Genomic DNA, 14,618 nt, shown 5'->3' on the forward strand with positions numbered 1-14,618 from the left:
GCATCACATATCTAGTCAATTCCAGTCCTATAAGGAGAGCCCCATGGCTACCGTGAAAGTCGACACATCCAATTTCCAGGCAGAGGTTCTCAACGCATCCGAACCGGTCGTTGTCGATTTCTGGGCTGAATGGTGCGGCCCCTGCAAGATGATTGCTCCGAGCCTCGAAGAGATTTCGAACGAGATGGCCGGCAAGGTAAAAATCGCGAAGCTGAACATCGATGAAAATCCGGAACTCGCCGCACAGTTTGGCGTGCGTTCAATCCCGACGCTTGCTGTCTTCAAGGGTGGCGAAGTGGCTGACATCAAGGTTGGCGCCGCTCCAAAGACCGCGCTTACCAGCTGGATCGCCGGCGCGGCCTGAGTGGCAGCTACACAGCTTCAGAGACAAAAAAGCCCGGCTCAACCGGGCTTTTTTCATGTCGGGATTGTGCCGTTTTGGGCAAGGACGTTGCCGGCGAGATAGAGCGATCCGCCAATCATGATGCGCGGCGGGGCAGAATCAGCACTGCGCGTACGAATGGCTTCCAGGGCTTCACCCACAGAACTCATGGGCAAAGCCTTCAATCCAGCATCTGCTGCGGATTGGGCAAGAGCCACCGGATCCAGGCCTACATCCGAACCAAGGATCGGCACGGTGTAGACATCGTGTGCGATATCCGTGAAGGCCCGGAAATATCCGATCGGGTCCTTGGTGTTGATCATGCCGACGATCAGATGCAGCGGACGCGCCTGCTTCTCTTCCATCGCAGCCATGGCTTCGGCAATGACTTCACCGGCACCCGGATTGTGTCCGCCGTCAAGCCAGATCTCGGCGCCAACAGGCGCGTGCTCGATGAGAGCGCCCTCCGTCAGACGCTGCAATCGCCCAGGCCATTCGACCGACAACATCGCCTTCTCGGCAACCTGGTCCTTTACCGCAAAGCCAGCGGCTTTCACGGCGCGAATAGCGGTCGCCGCATTGCCGATCTGGTGACGCCCCGGCAGGCGGGGGAGCGGTAGATCCATCAGGCCGAATTCATCCTGATAAACGAGCCGACCGAACTCCTCATAGCCGAGGAAATCTTGGGCGAAGACGGTCAGGGGACAGCCGAGTCGGTCAGCCGTGCTGATCAGCACGTCCTTGGCACCGTCGAATTCCTGATGGCCGATGACGACTGGAATGCCGCGCTTCATGATGCCGGCCTTTTCCGCCGCGATCAGTTCGACCCGGTCCCCGAGATAGGCCTGGTGGTCGAGAGAGATCGGCTGAATAATGGACACGGCAGGTTTGTCGATCACATTGGTCGCGTCGAAGCGACCGCCGAGACCGACTTCGATGACAGCAACATCCGCCGGCTGCTCGGAAAACAGGATGAAAGTAACAGCCGTGAGGATCTCGAAAACCGTGATCGGCTTGCCGCCATTCGCATTTGCGACGCGGCGCAAGGCGTCTGCGAAGAGCTCATCTTCGACCAGACGTCCCGGACCACCCTTTACGCCGATACGATAACGCTCATGCCAGCGGACAAGATGCGGTGATGTGTGAACGTGGACCGAAAGGCCTTGGGCTTCCAGAAGGGCACGACAGAACGCCGACGCGGATCCTTTGCCATTGGTGCCTGCAACATGGATGACAGGTGGCAGGCGTGTCTGCGGATTGCCCAACACGTCGAGAAGACGGCGGATACGATCAAGCGAAAGATCGTAGCCCTTAGGGTGTAGCCCCATGAGCTTTTCGATCTCTGCGTCGGCCAGACTGACGATGGGCGCTGTCATCACATTTGTCCCGCTGCCGCGGCCTCGACGGAATTGATTTAGGCCGTTGCCTTGGCAGCCGTCACCACAGGTGCGGTGTCATTTGCCGGACGCTTGGTCATGATCTTCAAGACCCGCGCCAGCGTGTCAGGAATGTCATGCCGCTTCACGACCATGTCGACCATGCCGTGTTCGAGCAGGTATTCCGAGGTCTGGAAGCCTTCCGGCAGCTTTTCGCGGATGGTCTGCTCGATGACGCGCTTGCCGGCAAAGCAGATTTCGGCACCGGGTTCGGCAATGTGCAGGTCACCCAGCATGGCGTAGGAGGCCGTGACGCCACCGGTGGTCGGATTGGTCAGGACGACGATATAGGGCTGGCCGGCTTCCTTCAGCATGTCGACGGCAACGGTCGTGCGCGGCAGTTGCATCAGTGACAGGATGCCTTCCTGCATACGGGCACCGCCAGAGGCAGGGAACATGACAAGCGGGCACTTTTCCTTAATGGCACGCTCGAAGGCCTTCACGATCGCTTCGCCAGCGGCAATGCCGAGCGAGCCGCCCATAAAGTTAAATTCATGCACAACCGCGACGAGCTTCAGCCCCTGGACGGTGCCGACGCCGGCGAGGATCGTGTCTTCCTGCTCAGTTTTCAGACGGCTCTCTTTCAGGCGATCGGCATATTTCTTGGAATCGCGGAATTTGAGCGGATCCTGGGCCACCTTCGGCTGCTGGAGCGCCTCGTACTGACCGCCATCAAACAGATCGATCAAACGCGCCTTGCCCGGCATCTTCATGTGATAGCCGGAGGCCGGAATGACCCACTTGTTCTCTTCGAGGTCCTTATGGAAGACCATCTCGCCCGTTTCCGGGCACTTGATCCAGAGATTTTCCGGAACTTCGCGGCGGCCCAACATGGAATTGATGCGCGGGCGAACATAGTTTGTGATCCAGTTCACGCGGTGTACTCCTGACGTTTCCAGTCCATATGGGAAAGTTATTCGGCAGCAGCAAGGCGCGCGCTGTGCACGCCGCTGGCAAGACCGCGAACAAGCGTGACAACGGCCTGTACCGTGTCTGCCGTGGCTTTCCCGTCGGTGGTGAGATTGGTGGCAACCTGATTAACAATCGCCGTGCCGACGACGACGCCGTCAGCATTCGCACCGATCAAGCGCGCATGTTCGGCAGTCTTCACGCCGAAGCCGACGCAGATCGGCAGTTTTGTGTGGTTCTTGATGCGCTGAACAGCACCCGACACGCGGGACGGATCCGGCAGCGACGAGCCGGTGATGCCGTTCATCGAGACGTAGTAGACGAAGCCGGAAGTGTTTTCCAAAACCTTGGGCAGGCGCTTGTCGTCGGTTGTCGGGGTGGCCAAACGAATGAAGTTGATGTCGCGGCTGCGGGCCGGGATGCAGAGTTCGTCATCCATTTCCGGCGGCAGATCGACGACAATCAGACCATCGATGCCGGCTGCCAGCGCGTCATCGAGGAAGCGTTCGACGCCATAGACGTAGATCGGGTTGTAGTAACCCATCATGACGATCGGAGTGTCGTTGTCGGTCTTGCGGAATTCCCGCGCCAGGTCGAGCGTGCGCACGAGTGTCTGGCCGGCTTTCAGCGCGCGTTGACCTGCAAGCTGGATCGCCGGGCCATCGGCCATCGGATCGGAAAAAGGCATGCCCAATTCGATGACGTCAGAGCCTGCTTCCGGCAGTGCCTTCATGATGGCGAGAGAGGTCTCATAATCGGGATCGCCGCCCATGAAATAGGTGACGAGTGCCGGGCGTCCCTCAGCCTTCAAGTCGGCAAAGCGCTTCTCCATACGAGCAGTCATGATCAGAGCCCCATTCCAAGAATCTTGCCGACGGTGAAGATGTCCTTGTCGCCGCGACCGCAGAGATTCATGACGATGATCTGATCCTTGGCCATGGTCGGGGCCCGCTTGATGACTTCGGCCAGCGCATGGCTCGGCTCGAGCGCCGGAATGATGCCCTCGGTGCGTGTCAGCAGCTGGAAGGCAGCGAGCGCCTCGTCGTCGCGGATCGGAACATATTCGACGCGGCCCATATCTTTCAGCCAGGAATGTTCGGGGCCAATGCCGGGATAGTCGAGGCCTGCTGAAATCGAGTGGCCTTCCTTGATCTGACCGTCCGAGTCCTGCAGCAGATAGGTGCGGTTGCCATGCAGCACGCCCGGCGTCCCGGCCGTCAGCGATGCGCAATGCTCTTCACCTTCCAGCCCCTTGCCGCCCGCTTCGACGCCAACGATGCGGACGCTATCGTCGTCCAGGAAGGGGTGGAAGAGACCGATGGCGTTGGAACCGCCACCAACGGCCGCAATCAGCATGTCCGGCAGGCGGCCTTCGGCGGCCATCATCTGCTCGCGGGTTTCGCGGCCAATAACGGACTGGAAGTCCCGCACCATCTCCGGATAGGGATGCGGGCCGGCTGCGGTGCCGATCATGTAATAGGTATCATCGACATTGGTGACCCAGTCACGCAACGCCTCGTTCATGGCATCCTTCAGCGTGCCGTGACCGGCGGTCACCGGCTTCACTTCGGCGCCGAGAAGCTTCATGCGGAACACGTTCGGCGCCTGACGCTGTACGTCTGTCGCGCCCATATAGACGACGCATGGAATGCCGAAGCGAGCAGCGACGGTGGCGGAGGCCACACCGTGCTGACCAGCCCCGGTTTCCGCGATGATGCGGGTCTTGCCCATGCGCTTGGCGAGCAGGATCTGGCCCAGGCAGTTGTTGATCTTGTGGCTGCCGGTGTGATTGAGCTCGTCGCGCTTGAAATAGATTTTCGCGCCGCCCAGTTCCTCTGTCAGGCGTTCAGCGAAATAGAGAGGGCTCGGGCGGCCGGTGTAATGGGTGTTCAGATGCGCCAGCTCAGCCTGGAATTCCGGGTCCGTCTTGGCCTTTTCCCATTCTGCCTGCAGATCCAGAATCAGCGGCATCAGGGTTTCGGCAACGAAGCGGCCGCCAAAGATGCCGAAACGGCCATCTTCGTCGGGTCCCTCGCGGAAGGAATTCGGTTTGGGTGACTGGTTCACTTGACACTCCCTGATACCGGCGCTCGGCGGGTCGCATCGGCGACCGCCGCAAAAAACTCATCCATCATCTGCAGATCCTTCACTCCGGGCGCAGACTCGACGCCTGAAGAGACATCGATCGCGCGTGCACCCGTTTCGCTCATCGCTTCTGCTATATTGTTCTTGTTGAGACCACCGGAAAGCATGTAATCCACGCTGTCGTCAAGCGATCGCAACAAGCGCCAGTCGAAGCTCACGCCATTCCCACCCGGCAGATCGGAACCCGCGGGCGGCTTGGCGTCGAAGAGAAATCGATCGGCAATGCCGATATAGGGCTCGATGCGCCTGAGATCATCAGCATCGCGGATGGAAAATGCCTTCATGATCGGCAGACCCGTCACCGCCTTCACCGTCAGCAGACGCTCCGGCGTCTCGTGACCATGAAACTGCAGGATGTCCGGCCGCAGCAAGGCGATGATCTCGTCCAGATCATCATTGTCTGCATCGACGGTCACGGCCACGATCTTCACCTGCCCGCGAACACGGTCTGCCAACGTGCCGGCAATGTCCGGCTCGATGTTGCGCGGGCTCTTTTCGAAAAAAATGAAGCCGATATGGCTGGCACCGCGCTCGGCCGCACGATCAACCGCCTCCGGCGTCTTCAATCCGCAGATCTTGATATCGGGTCTCATGCGAGCGACGTCGCACGAAATCAAAAAAGAGTCGAGCCAAATTGCGACAAGAGCTGAATGGTCGCGGCCTTAGGTTCAACCGAAATCAATGGCATGAAGCGAAGAGCCATGCCGTTTCAACCAAGCCTTCGCCTGGTCCAGGTGCGGACACAGCTCTTCGCACAGAGCCCAGAAGGCCGGCCCGTGGTTCATCTCGCGCAAATGCGCCACTTCGTGGGCGGCCAGATAGTCGATCACAGTGGGGGGGGCCATGACGATGCGCCAGGAAAAGCTCAGTTTGCCGTCCCAGGAACAGGAGCCCCAGCGGCTGCGCGTATCCTTGAGACTGAGACTCTTCACCGGCTTACCCACGCGCCTGGCATAACGTGTCACCAGGACCTCAAGGTCCTTGCGCGCTTCCTTCTTCAGGAAGTCCGCCACACGACGAGGCAGATGATCCTCAAGGCCGCTGACACTCAGGACGTGGCCGATCTCGCTGTCGATGGACTGGGTCAGCCCTCGGAGCTGGCCTGTGTGAACGATACGGTGGCTGATTCCGCGCAGAAGAATATCGCTGCCATCCTCAATCCGGGCGCCGGCATTCTGCCGCGCGAGGCGCGTGCGCAGCCATCCGCGGTGCCGATCAAGGAAGTCTTCGACATCACGCTCACGCAGTCCGGGCGGCACTGTCATCTTAAGAGCGCGACCGCCAGGTTCGATCCGGAGCGTGATGCGGGTTGCTCTGCTGTTTCGACGAATGGTCAAGGGAACGGATCGACCATCCACGGGCACGACCCGCTCCAGCACCAGGGCCGGTTCGCGTGCCGGCTTCAGCTTTGTCAACAGAGGAAACATCAGGGTATTCTAGCCGATTCGCCGGGAATATCGGGACAGAAAAAGCCGGCATCGAAGATGCCGGCTGGATCGTTCATATGGCCTGTGCCGCTTAGTTGCCGGAGTATCCGGCAGGCGGAGTTGTGTCACCAGAAGGCTTTACCTGCTGGCGGTCGCGCATGAAGCGGTCGAACTCATCCTGATCCTTTGCCCGGCGCAGTTCGCGGACATAGGTGTCGAAGTCGGCGCGCATCTCGTCGAGCCTGCGACGCTCTTCGTCCAGCCGGTCAAGCTCGGCCTTGCGCCAGTCGTCGAAGGCGACGTTGCCGGTGGCACTGACCGGGCCAGCATAGCGGTTGGAGCGGCACCAGGCGAAGGCGTCATCGGCCTTACGATTGGCTTCTCGCTTGAAGCTCTGAAACTTCTCGCCAAACATGATGTAGGCGAGCATTGCCAGACCCAGCGGCCAGAAGACCACGAAGCCCAGCACCATCAATGCGACGGTCGCCGGAGTCCAATCCGGCCGAAGCAGTGCTGACTGGTTCATCATCGATTACCCTCGTTTCATCCGGGCGACACGATGTCTCCCGATGATTTCGATGTGGGAAATGCGAGGGTCTGCTTCAAGAAATGCGCGGACCCAATCGGAGAACCAACTGAATCCCCTTACATAAATCGATGTTCCGGGAAGCGATTAGCCTGCCTTGCCGCCCTTGATAACCCGCTTGACGGGGGTCTGCTTCACCGTCTTCCCATGGGTCTTGGCAAACTGGACGATGCGCGGCGCGATTTCGCGACGGAAGCGGGAGCCGTTGAAGACCCCGTAATGACCGACATCCGGCTGGACATAGTGCATGCGCATGTCGTCCGGAATGCTGGAGCAGATCGTCTGCGCCGCATGGGTCTGGCCGACGCCTGAGATGTCGTCGTTTTCACCCTCGACGGTGAGAAGTGCAACATTCTTGATTGCGGTGGTATCGACCCGCTTCGTGCGGTGCATCATCTCGCCCTTCGGCAGAGCGTGCTTGATGAAAACGGTATCGACCGTCTGGAGATAGAACTCGGCAGTCAGATCCATCACAGCCAGATATTCGTCATAGAAGTCGCGATGCTTTTCCGCCGGCTCCCCGTCATTCTTGACGAGGTGCATGTAGAAGTCCTTGTGAGCAATCATGTGCCGATCAAGGTTCATCGACATGAAGCCCGAGAGCTGCAAGAATCCGGGGTACACGCTGCGCATAACCCCCGGTTGCGGCCAGGGAACCTGCATGATGACGTTGTCACGGAACCATTCGAGCGGCTTTTCCTGGGCCAGCTGATTGACGGCCGTCGGATTGATACGGGTATCGATGGGACCACCCATCAAGGTCATCGACGAGGGTGCGCATACATCGCCATCGGCTTCCATGACGGCGACCGCCGCAAGAACGGGGACGGAGGGCTGACAGACGGCAACGATGTGGGTATCGGGTCCAAGATGATGCAGGATCTCGATCACATAGTCGATGTAGTCATCCAGATCGAAGTCACCCTCGGTCACCGGCACCATGCGGGCATCGATCCAGTCGGTGATGTAGAGATCAGCGCTCGGCAACAAAGCTTCGACGGTTCCGCGCAACAGCGTGGCATAATGCCCGGACATCGGCGCAACGATCAGGATGCGAGGGCCTTTATCGGCTCCCATCGGGAGATGGCGCTTGAAATGGATAAGGTCGCAGAAGGGTTTGCGCCATACCACCTCTTCTTCAACGGTAACGCTGTCGCCATCAATGATCGTTGTCGGAAGCCCAAACTCGGGCTTCGCATATCGCCGGGTCATCCGCTCGAACACTTCAAAACCCGCCGAGAAACTCCGGCCTACAACGGTATGAGACCAGGGATTGAGCGGGTTCTTCCAAGCGAGATTGAATGCATCTGCGCTGGCTCGGAATGGAGCCATCATCGCGTGGTTGAGTTCGTAGAGCTGATAGAACATCGCATCTCTTACCTTTGCGTCACAGGCCGTCGGCCTTCACAGAAGTGATACAGTAGCAGAGTTTTTGCAGTGCAAGAACCCTCACCTTTCGTTGCGCCTGGGAGGCAACCTGGGCAGCGCAACCTGCCTTTATGATGCCCGAAAAGGCTTAAAGTTCCCTACTAGTCAGCGGGTGAAACGTTTGCAGCAAGCGACAATGAATTTCCGAAGACAGGGCTTTCGCAGTGCGGCATTTTGCTGTTTGTTCCACAGGTCATCCTCCCCCTGACGCACAAAGGACTATTATGACTGACAGCAATCACCGTCACTCCGAATACAATGTCGACCCGCTGTTCCTTGATCGGTGGTCACCACGCGCATTCGACGGGAGCGCGATGCCTAAAGACGATCTTCTGACCATTCTGGACGCAGGACATTGGGCACCTTCGGCCTTCAACTACCAGCCTTGGCGTTTCGTTTATGGTCTGAAGGGCACTCCAGAATTCGAAAAGCTGCTCGGCCTTCTGATCGAGTTCAATCAAGGCTGGGCACGGAACGCATCCGCGCTGGTCTTTGTCATTTCTGATACTCTCAGCCGTCCCGCCGACGGTTCTGAAGCGAAGTCCTACCGCAGCCATAGCTTTGATGCCGGGGCTGCCTGGGGTCTTATTTCACTCCAGGCCGTCAAGCTGGGTTACTTCGCCCACGCCATGACAGGCGTGGATTTCGATCGCGCCATGACCGCTTTGAACGTGCCTGAAGGGTTCCACATCAACGCTGCCGTTGCGGTCGGCAAGCTCGGCGACCTGTCGGTCCTGCCGGAAGGGCTTCGTGCTCGCGAAACGCCGAGCGCTCGCAAACCTCTGGCTGAAGTGGCACTCGAAGGCGGGTTTTAAGGCCCTCTCGTCTCGAGTGTGGGGTTTCACGTGAATCACGTTAACCACGTTTAGAGCCCGGCTCGCTTCCGATGCAAAAAGGGCCGCTTCGATCATCCGAAGCGGCCCTTTTCGAGATGTGATTGATAACTTCGCCGATCAGATATCGAGGTTGGCAACGTTCAGCGCGTTTTCCTGAATGAAGTCGCGCCTGGGTTCGACCTCGTCGCCCATAAGGCGGGAGAACAGGCCGTCGGCATCGGTCGCATCGTTGACCTTGACCTGAAGCAGTGAACGCACATTCGGATCCAATGTCGTTTCCCAAAGCTGCTCGGCGTTCATTTCGCCCAAGCCTTTGTAACGCTGCATGGATAGGCCCTTGCGTCCGGTCGCGAAAATGGAGTCCAGCAAGGCGCGCGGACCCGACATTTCCGTGCGGCCATCCTTGCGCATCAGAACCGGGGGTGCCGCATAGACCTCGCGAAGACGCGCCGACATCTGATCCATGTGGCGGGCATCGGCGGATCCAATCAGGGCCACATCGACGGCAGCCACTTCCTTGACGCCACGGACCATGCGTTCGAAACGCAATCCGCCCTCGTCGGTGACGAAGCCCTGCCAGCCACGTTCGGTTTCTTCGGCAATCATGTCGAGACGGCGCGCCACTTCCGCTGCTGTGGCTTCCGCCTGCTGACGGTTACCCGTCAGTTCAGGGTTCAGGGCACCGGCGATTGCCGCCTGTTCGATGACGTTGCGATTGTAGCGTGAATGCAGGCTATCGATCAGTGACCGGATGCGCAGCGCATCCTGAATGACGTCACGGAGGTCCTGCCCTGCTCTCACCTCACCATTCGAAAGCGTCAAAGTCGCTTCTTCCAGGCCCATGGTGATCAGGTAATCTTCCAGCGCCTTTTCGTCTTTCAGATACTGCACCGACTTGCCGCGCGACACCTTATAGAGCGGAGGCTGGGCGATATAGAGGTGGCCCCGTTCAATCAGCGCCGGCATCTGGCGGAAGAAGAATGTCAAGAGCAGCGTTCGAATGTGAGCGCCGTCGACGTCAGCATCCGTCATGATGATGATCTTGTGGTAACGCAGCTTATCCGCGTTGAATTCGTCCTTGCCGATAGACGTGCCAAGGGCTGTGATCAGTGTGCCGATTTCCTGGCTCGACAGCATCTTGTCGAAGCGTGCGCGCTCAACGTTCAAGATCTTACCGCGCAGCGGCAGGATCGCCTGGTTTTCTCGCGAGCGGCCCTGCTTGGCCGAACCGCCTGCGGAGTCACCCTCGACGAGGAAGAGTTCGGATTTCGCCGGATCGCGTTCCGAGCAGTCGGCCAGCTTGCCGGGCAGTGAAGCGATATCCAGTGCGCCCTTGCGGCGGGTGAGCTCACGCGCCTTGCGGGCGGCCTCACGAGCAACGGCGGCCTCAACCACCTTGCCGACCAAGATCTTGGCTTCGGTCGGATGTTCTTCAAACCAGGTGCTGAGCGCTTCGTTGACGAGGTTTTCGACAACGGGGCGAACTTCAGACGAGACCAGCTTGTCCTTGGTCTGGGACGAGAATTTTGGATCTGGAACCTTGACCGACAGGACGGCCGTCAGGCCTTCGCGGCAGTCCTCACCCTGCAGCGATACCTTTTCCTTCTTCGTGATACCGGAGGAATCGGCATAGGAGGTGACCTGACGGGTGAGAGCGCCCCGGAAGCCGGCCATATGCGTGCCGCCGTCGCGCTGAGGGATGTTGTTGGTGAAGCAGAGCACGTTTTCGTGGTAGCTATCGTTCCACCACATAGCGACTTCAACCGTGATGCCGTCCTTCTCGCCCTTGATGGCGACCGGCTTTTCGACCAGCGGCTTCTTCGAGCGGTCGAGGTAGCGGACGAAGGCTTCGAGGCCGCCGTCGTACAGCATTTCTTCCTGGCGGATGTCGGATTTACGCTTGTCGGTCAGCAGGATGCGTACGCCGGAGTTCAGGAAGGCGAGCTCGCGCAGGCGGTGCTCCAGCGTTCCGTAGTCGAATTCCACATTGGTGAAGGTTTCGGTGCTGGGCAGGAAGGTCACTTCCGTGCCCGACCGGCCTTCGTATTCCCCGATCACCTTCAACGGGCCGTCGGCCACACCGTGGGTGAAGGTAATTTCATGCAGCTTGTTGTTGCGGCGGATCTTCAGATTGAGCTTGACCGAAAGCGCGTTGACGACAGAGACACCGACGCCGTGCAGACCGCCGGAGACCTTGTAGGAATTCTGGTCGAATTTGCCGCCGGCATGGAGCTGGGTCATGATGACTTCGGCTGCGGACACGCCTTCACCGGTGTGAATGTCAGTCGGAATGCCGCGTCCGTTGTCGGTGACCGTGACGGATCCGTCCGCGTTCAGGGTCACCGTGACGATATCTGCATGGCCGGCCAGCGCTTCGTCGATGGCGTTATCAACGACTTCGTAGACCATGTGATGGAGGCCGGAGCCGTCATCCGTGTCGCCGATATACATGCCCGGGCGCTTTCGAACGGCGTCGAGCCCCTTCAGCACCTTGATGGAATCGGCGCCATATTCGGCCTGTCCGCCATTTTCCTCGATCGGCAAGTCGGTCATTTAGCAATCTTTCCAGTCATTTCTCAAAGGTTCCGCTGATTCGAATCAGCGGCTTCAAGCGCCTCGACTATAGGGGTTTTGGCAGGAGTTCCAAAGGCGAGAGCGTTGTTTCCCGTGGATAGCGCGGGGAATCAGACGCGTTCACGGCCGTTTTTTGGCGCCATCAACAATATCCTGCAAATTTCTTAGCATGTCCGGCGGCAGGTGGCGAATCACCCGCGCCAAATCATTGGCAAAGGCCGTATATTCCGGCGGCATGCCAGAAGTATCCACCACCACGCGAGGGCGAGAAACTGCGGCAACGGAGAAGAGCTCTTCGGCCTCATCCCAGATAATGTTGAAGTAGCCAGCCACCCTTTGCAGAAAGTCGAAATTCGGCACACCGCGTTTCCCGTGCTCGAGGGCCGAGAGATAGGCCGGGGACACGCCGATCGCAACGGCCATCTCCTTCTGCGAGACTCCCTTGCGTTTGCGCAGGTCCCTGACGGCGTGGCCGAACGGCGTCATCGCCGGCCCTGCCCTTGGCGCGAGAGGCGCACGTACATGGCGCCCTCCCCACCATGCTGACGGGCAGCGGGCTCATACGAAGAGATCAGGAAGCGGAATTCGGGCAGCGAAAACCAGAGGGGAACGGCACGCTTCAGCGCCCCTTCGCTGCCAAGCGAACTACCTTTGCCCGTGATCACGAGGACGTAGCGCAGGCCACGTTCATGGGCTCGGATGAGGAAGTCGAGCAGCATTCCATGCGCTTCACTCTGGATCAGCCCGTGCAGGTCGATGCGGGCCTCAAGCGCGAGATGGCCCCGCGACAGTTTCCGCTTGACCGGTCGCTCGAGCGGATGGTGATGGCGAACGGGCGCATTACGATTGGTGGTCGACGACTGCGGATCTTCATTCTGGCTAAGAGAGCCACGGGAGAGTGGAGCGGGTTCTTCCTCGGGTAAGGGTTCGAACTCCTGCTCGAACGCAACGAGATCCTCCATGCGACCCGGCATCGGTCGCGTGGAGCGGGCAACCTTGGCCCACAGAATTCGATCTTCCGGATTGAGCTTGGTCCCGCCCGACACTCAGACAAACCTCTCCGCTGCCTGCTTTGGAACGAGCATATAGAAATCTGCCGCGTTGCGCACCGCTCCTGCCATATCGCCAGCTTCCGGGCCGGAGCCGGTGAAGATGTCGCCCCGCGCAGGACCAACGATCGCCGAACCGGTATCGAGGGCGAGCATCAGGCGGCTGAAGTCTCGCCCGCCGTCAAGCCGGGTGAGGCCTGGAGCGCGGACGAAGAAGGGAAACCCGAAGGTGTGAATGGTGCGATCAACGGCGAGCGAGCGCCCTGCAATCAGAGGGACCTTGGCTGCGGCGATGGGACCACGGGTCAGATCGGTAACGTCTGCCTCGCGGAAGAAAATGTAGGATGAATTATGCCAGAGGATTTCATCGACCCGTTGCGGATGATCGCCTAACCAAGCCCTGATCGACTGCATGGAGATATTCCGCTCGAGGATCTCTCCCAAATCGATCAGATGTCGTCCGATTCCGGAAAAAGGATGCCCAGCCTTGGCCGCATAGGTGATCCGAGCGATGTGCCCGTCCGGATATTTCAATCGGGCAGCACCCTGGACATGGGCGAAGAAGACGTCGACCTTCGATTTTGCCCAGGCAATCTCGAGGCCGCGATTGTCGAGGTAACCCCGGTCGATCGCCTGACGATCAGGATAAGGCTTTAGCCCATCCGGATCTGCGAGAGCGAAAGCATAGCTTGGGTCCATTCCAGAGGGACGGTTGTCTTCGGTTACGTCCACCAGATCATGGGGGCGGGCATAGAAGGGATGCTTGTAAACATCATCCGGTCGCGCGCTGACTTCCACTTCCGGCTCGTAGAAGGCTGTGACGAGACCGGACCCTTGCTCTGGGATGATCTGCAAAACCTGACACTGAGCTTCGAAAAAATGGCGAGCCTCAGATGCATTCTGAGGAACTGCGCTGGCCGCAGCTTCCAGCAGTGGCAGCAAATCGCGGGCCGAAAGGCCGAGTGAGCCACTTCGATAAGGCTTCGCATTTTGAAGATGCTTCAGGCAATCCGCCATGGCAGGCCACAGGGTCGAAGGATCGTCCTGTTGCCAGCCTGGAAGTTCGTCGAAGCCGATGGGCTTCAGTCGGTATCCGCTGGACGCCTCGTTCATTGTTCGGCTTCGGTCGCAATCAGTTTCCAATTCGGATCGCGCGAGCGAACATCGCGAGCGAATGTCCAAACGTCGTTGACGTCGGCCACCGCCTCGGCATCGCCATCAACAAGCGCGCCGCTCTTGTCATAGGTCGCGGTAATCAGCTGGCTGAGGATCCGGACGGTCACCTGCTCCTCGTTGTCCTTTGCCGAGGCCTGCGTAATCTCAGCCTTCTCAATTCCGACGAAGGTCGACTTCATGGATTCGCCGCGGCTCTCGCGATCCGCAATGGCGCTTTCGAAGCCTTCGAAGACCTCTCGCGACAATAGACCTTTCAAGGTCTTGCGGTCGCCCTCGGCGTAGGCGAGTACGATCATTTCATACGCGACCTTGGCGCCGTTCAGGAACTCCTTGGGCGTAAAGGTTGCATCGTGAAGGAGCAGTTCGCGAAGCTGCTCATTGAGCGGGGTTCCGACCGGGGCGTAGGCGTCGATGACTGAAAAGCGGTCTTCGCCATTCGCTTCGTCCCGGCGCTGCAGTGTCACAACCTTACCGTCGTCGCTGCCCGGTGCCTTCGCAGCTTCCCGCTGCGCCAGGGTCTCAAAGGGCGACTTTTCGTTGCCCGTGCGGCGGCCAAGCACACTGCGCAGCTGAAAAAAGATCAGCACCGCGGCGACCAGGAAGAACAAAGTGACAAAATCGCTAGATCCCATGAATACCGCCAGGCTTGATTGAATTCGCTTTTTCCATC

Annotated in this window: 15 protein-coding genes; 2 read left to right on the forward strand and 13 right to left on the reverse strand. The window is 59.1% G+C overall.

Features of this window, described 5'->3' with window-relative positions:
* The first annotated feature begins 43 nt into the window (after positions 1–43).
* A complete protein-coding gene (trxA, locus tag ASE36_RS15405; RefSeq protein WP_062281573.1) occupies positions 44–364 on the forward strand; it encodes a thioredoxin in 321 nt (106 codons plus the stop codon).
* Between the two features lie 53 nt (positions 365–417).
* Here trxA and ASE36_RS15410 read toward each other — a convergent pair whose 3' ends face one another.
* The 8 genes from ASE36_RS15410 to ASE36_RS15445 all read right to left on the reverse strand — a co-directional run bounded on the left by ASE36_RS15410 (position 418) and on the right by ASE36_RS15445 (position 8,253).
* On the reverse strand, positions 418–1,758 hold the full coding sequence (locus tag ASE36_RS15410; protein WP_244474769.1) for a bifunctional folylpolyglutamate synthase/dihydrofolate synthase: 1,341 nt from the start codon (positions 1,756–1,758) through the stop codon (positions 418–420).
* Positions 1,759–1,796: 38 nt separating this feature from the next.
* Entirely contained in the window at positions 1,797–2,693 is an 897-nt protein-coding gene (gene accD / locus ASE36_RS15415; protein ID WP_062281575.1) for an acetyl-CoA carboxylase, carboxyltransferase subunit beta, read from the reverse strand.
* A 38-nt stretch (positions 2,694–2,731) separates the two neighbouring features.
* Positions 2,732–3,571, reverse strand: a complete 840-nt coding sequence (trpA, locus tag ASE36_RS15420) for a tryptophan synthase subunit alpha (protein WP_062281578.1) — start codon at positions 3,569–3,571, stop codon at positions 2,732–2,734.
* A gap of 2 nt (positions 3,572–3,573) precedes the next feature.
* Entirely contained in the window at positions 3,574–4,794 is a 1,221-nt protein-coding gene (trpB, locus tag ASE36_RS15425) for a tryptophan synthase subunit beta (RefSeq protein WP_062281580.1), read from the reverse strand.
* Positions 4,791–5,465 (reverse strand): phosphoribosylanthranilate isomerase, encoded by a 675-nt coding sequence (locus ASE36_RS15430; protein ID WP_062281583.1) that lies wholly within the window; start codon positions 5,463–5,465, stop codon positions 4,791–4,793. Before ASE36_RS15430 ends, trpB begins: the two co-directional genes overlap by 4 nt.
* A gap of 75 nt (positions 5,466–5,540) precedes the next feature.
* Complete coding sequence (locus ASE36_RS15435; RefSeq protein ID WP_062281585.1) at positions 5,541–6,299, reverse strand: M48 family metallopeptidase; 759 nt, start codon at positions 6,297–6,299, stop codon at positions 5,541–5,543.
* Positions 6,300–6,390: 91 nt separating this feature from the next.
* Complete coding sequence (locus ASE36_RS15440) at positions 6,391–6,825, reverse strand: DUF2852 domain-containing protein (RefSeq protein WP_062282703.1); 435 nt, start codon at positions 6,823–6,825, stop codon at positions 6,391–6,393.
* 147 nt (positions 6,826–6,972) lie between these two features.
* On the reverse strand, positions 6,973–8,253 hold the full coding sequence (locus ASE36_RS15445; RefSeq protein WP_062281588.1) for a polyhydroxyalkanoate depolymerase: 1,281 nt from the start codon (positions 8,251–8,253) through the stop codon (positions 6,973–6,975).
* Positions 8,254–8,537: 284 nt separating this feature from the next.
* Here ASE36_RS15445 and ASE36_RS15450 point away from each other — a divergent pair, with 284 nt between their 5' ends.
* Positions 8,538–9,128 (forward strand): nitroreductase family protein, encoded by a 591-nt coding sequence (locus ASE36_RS15450; protein WP_062281592.1) that lies wholly within the window; start codon positions 8,538–8,540, stop codon positions 9,126–9,128.
* 138 nt (positions 9,129–9,266) lie between these two features.
* On the opposite strand, the gene gyrB is transcribed toward ASE36_RS15450, so the two are convergent.
* From gyrB to ASE36_RS15475, 5 genes are all read right to left on the reverse strand, one after another.
* Entirely contained in the window at positions 9,267–11,702 is a 2,436-nt protein-coding gene (gyrB, locus tag ASE36_RS15455; RefSeq protein ID WP_062281595.1) for a DNA topoisomerase (ATP-hydrolyzing) subunit B, read from the reverse strand.
* A gap of 141 nt (positions 11,703–11,843) precedes the next feature.
* A complete protein-coding gene (locus ASE36_RS15460) occupies positions 11,844–12,209 on the reverse strand; it encodes a helix-turn-helix domain-containing protein (RefSeq protein WP_062281597.1) in 366 nt (121 codons plus the stop codon).
* The gene (locus ASE36_RS15465; RefSeq protein ID WP_062281600.1) at positions 12,206–12,769 is read right to left on the reverse strand and encodes a Smr/MutS family protein; all 564 of its coding nucleotides are present in this window, start codon (positions 12,767–12,769) and stop codon (positions 12,206–12,208) included. Before ASE36_RS15465 ends, ASE36_RS15460 begins: the two co-directional genes overlap by 4 nt.
* Positions 12,770–13,885 (reverse strand): murein transglycosylase A, encoded by a 1,116-nt coding sequence (locus tag ASE36_RS15470; protein ID WP_062281603.1) that lies wholly within the window; start codon positions 13,883–13,885, stop codon positions 12,770–12,772.
* Positions 13,882–14,580 (reverse strand): Tim44/TimA family putative adaptor protein, encoded by a 699-nt coding sequence (locus ASE36_RS15475; RefSeq protein WP_062281606.1) that lies wholly within the window; start codon positions 14,578–14,580, stop codon positions 13,882–13,884. The genes ASE36_RS15470 and ASE36_RS15475 overlap by 4 nt, the downstream gene beginning before the upstream one ends.
* Positions 14,581–14,618 lie beyond the last annotated feature (38 nt).

Source organism: Rhizobium sp. Root274 (genome assembly GCF_001429245.1).
In the GTDB taxonomy this organism is placed as follows: Bacteria; Pseudomonadota; Alphaproteobacteria; order Rhizobiales; family Rhizobiaceae; genus Allorhizobium.

Excerpts from the sequence above, each read along its gene's own strand:
- trxA (WP_062281573.1), top strand. The coding sequence starts at position 44 with ATGGCTACCGTGAAAGTCGACACATCCAATTTCCAGGCAGAGGTTCTC.
- ASE36_RS15410 (WP_244474769.1), bottom strand. The coding sequence starts at position 1,758 with ATGACAGCGCCCATCGTCAGTCTGGCCGACGCAGAGATCGAAAAGCTC.
- trpA (WP_062281578.1), bottom strand. The coding sequence starts at position 3,571 with ATGACTGCTCGTATGGAGAAGCGCTTTGCCGACTTGAAGGCTGAGGGA.
- ASE36_RS15430 (WP_062281583.1), bottom strand. The coding sequence starts at position 5,465 with ATGAGACCCGATATCAAGATCTGCGGATTGAAGACGCCGGAGGCGGTT.
- ASE36_RS15435 (WP_062281585.1), bottom strand. The coding sequence starts at position 6,299 with ATGTTTCCTCTGTTGACAAAGCTGAAGCCGGCACGCGAACCGGCCCTG.
- ASE36_RS15440 (WP_062282703.1), bottom strand. The coding sequence starts at position 6,825 with ATGAACCAGTCAGCACTGCTTCGGCCGGATTGGACTCCGGCGACCGTC.
- ASE36_RS15445 (WP_062281588.1), bottom strand. The coding sequence starts at position 8,253 with ATGTTCTATCAGCTCTACGAACTCAACCACGCGATGATGGCTCCATTC.
- ASE36_RS15450 (WP_062281592.1), top strand. The coding sequence starts at position 8,538 with ATGACTGACAGCAATCACCGTCACTCCGAATACAATGTCGACCCGCTG.
- gyrB (WP_062281595.1), bottom strand. The coding sequence starts at position 11,702 with ATGACCGACTTGCCGATCGAGGAAAATGGCGGACAGGCCGAATATGGC.
- ASE36_RS15460 (WP_062281597.1), bottom strand. The coding sequence starts at position 12,209 with ATGACGCCGTTCGGCCACGCCGTCAGGGACCTGCGCAAACGCAAGGGA.
- ASE36_RS15470 (WP_062281603.1), bottom strand. The coding sequence starts at position 13,885 with ATGAACGAGGCGTCCAGCGGATACCGACTGAAGCCCATCGGCTTCGAC.
- ASE36_RS15475 (WP_062281606.1), bottom strand. The coding sequence starts at position 14,580 with ATGGGATCTAGCGATTTTGTCACTTTGTTCTTCCTGGTCGCCGCGGTG.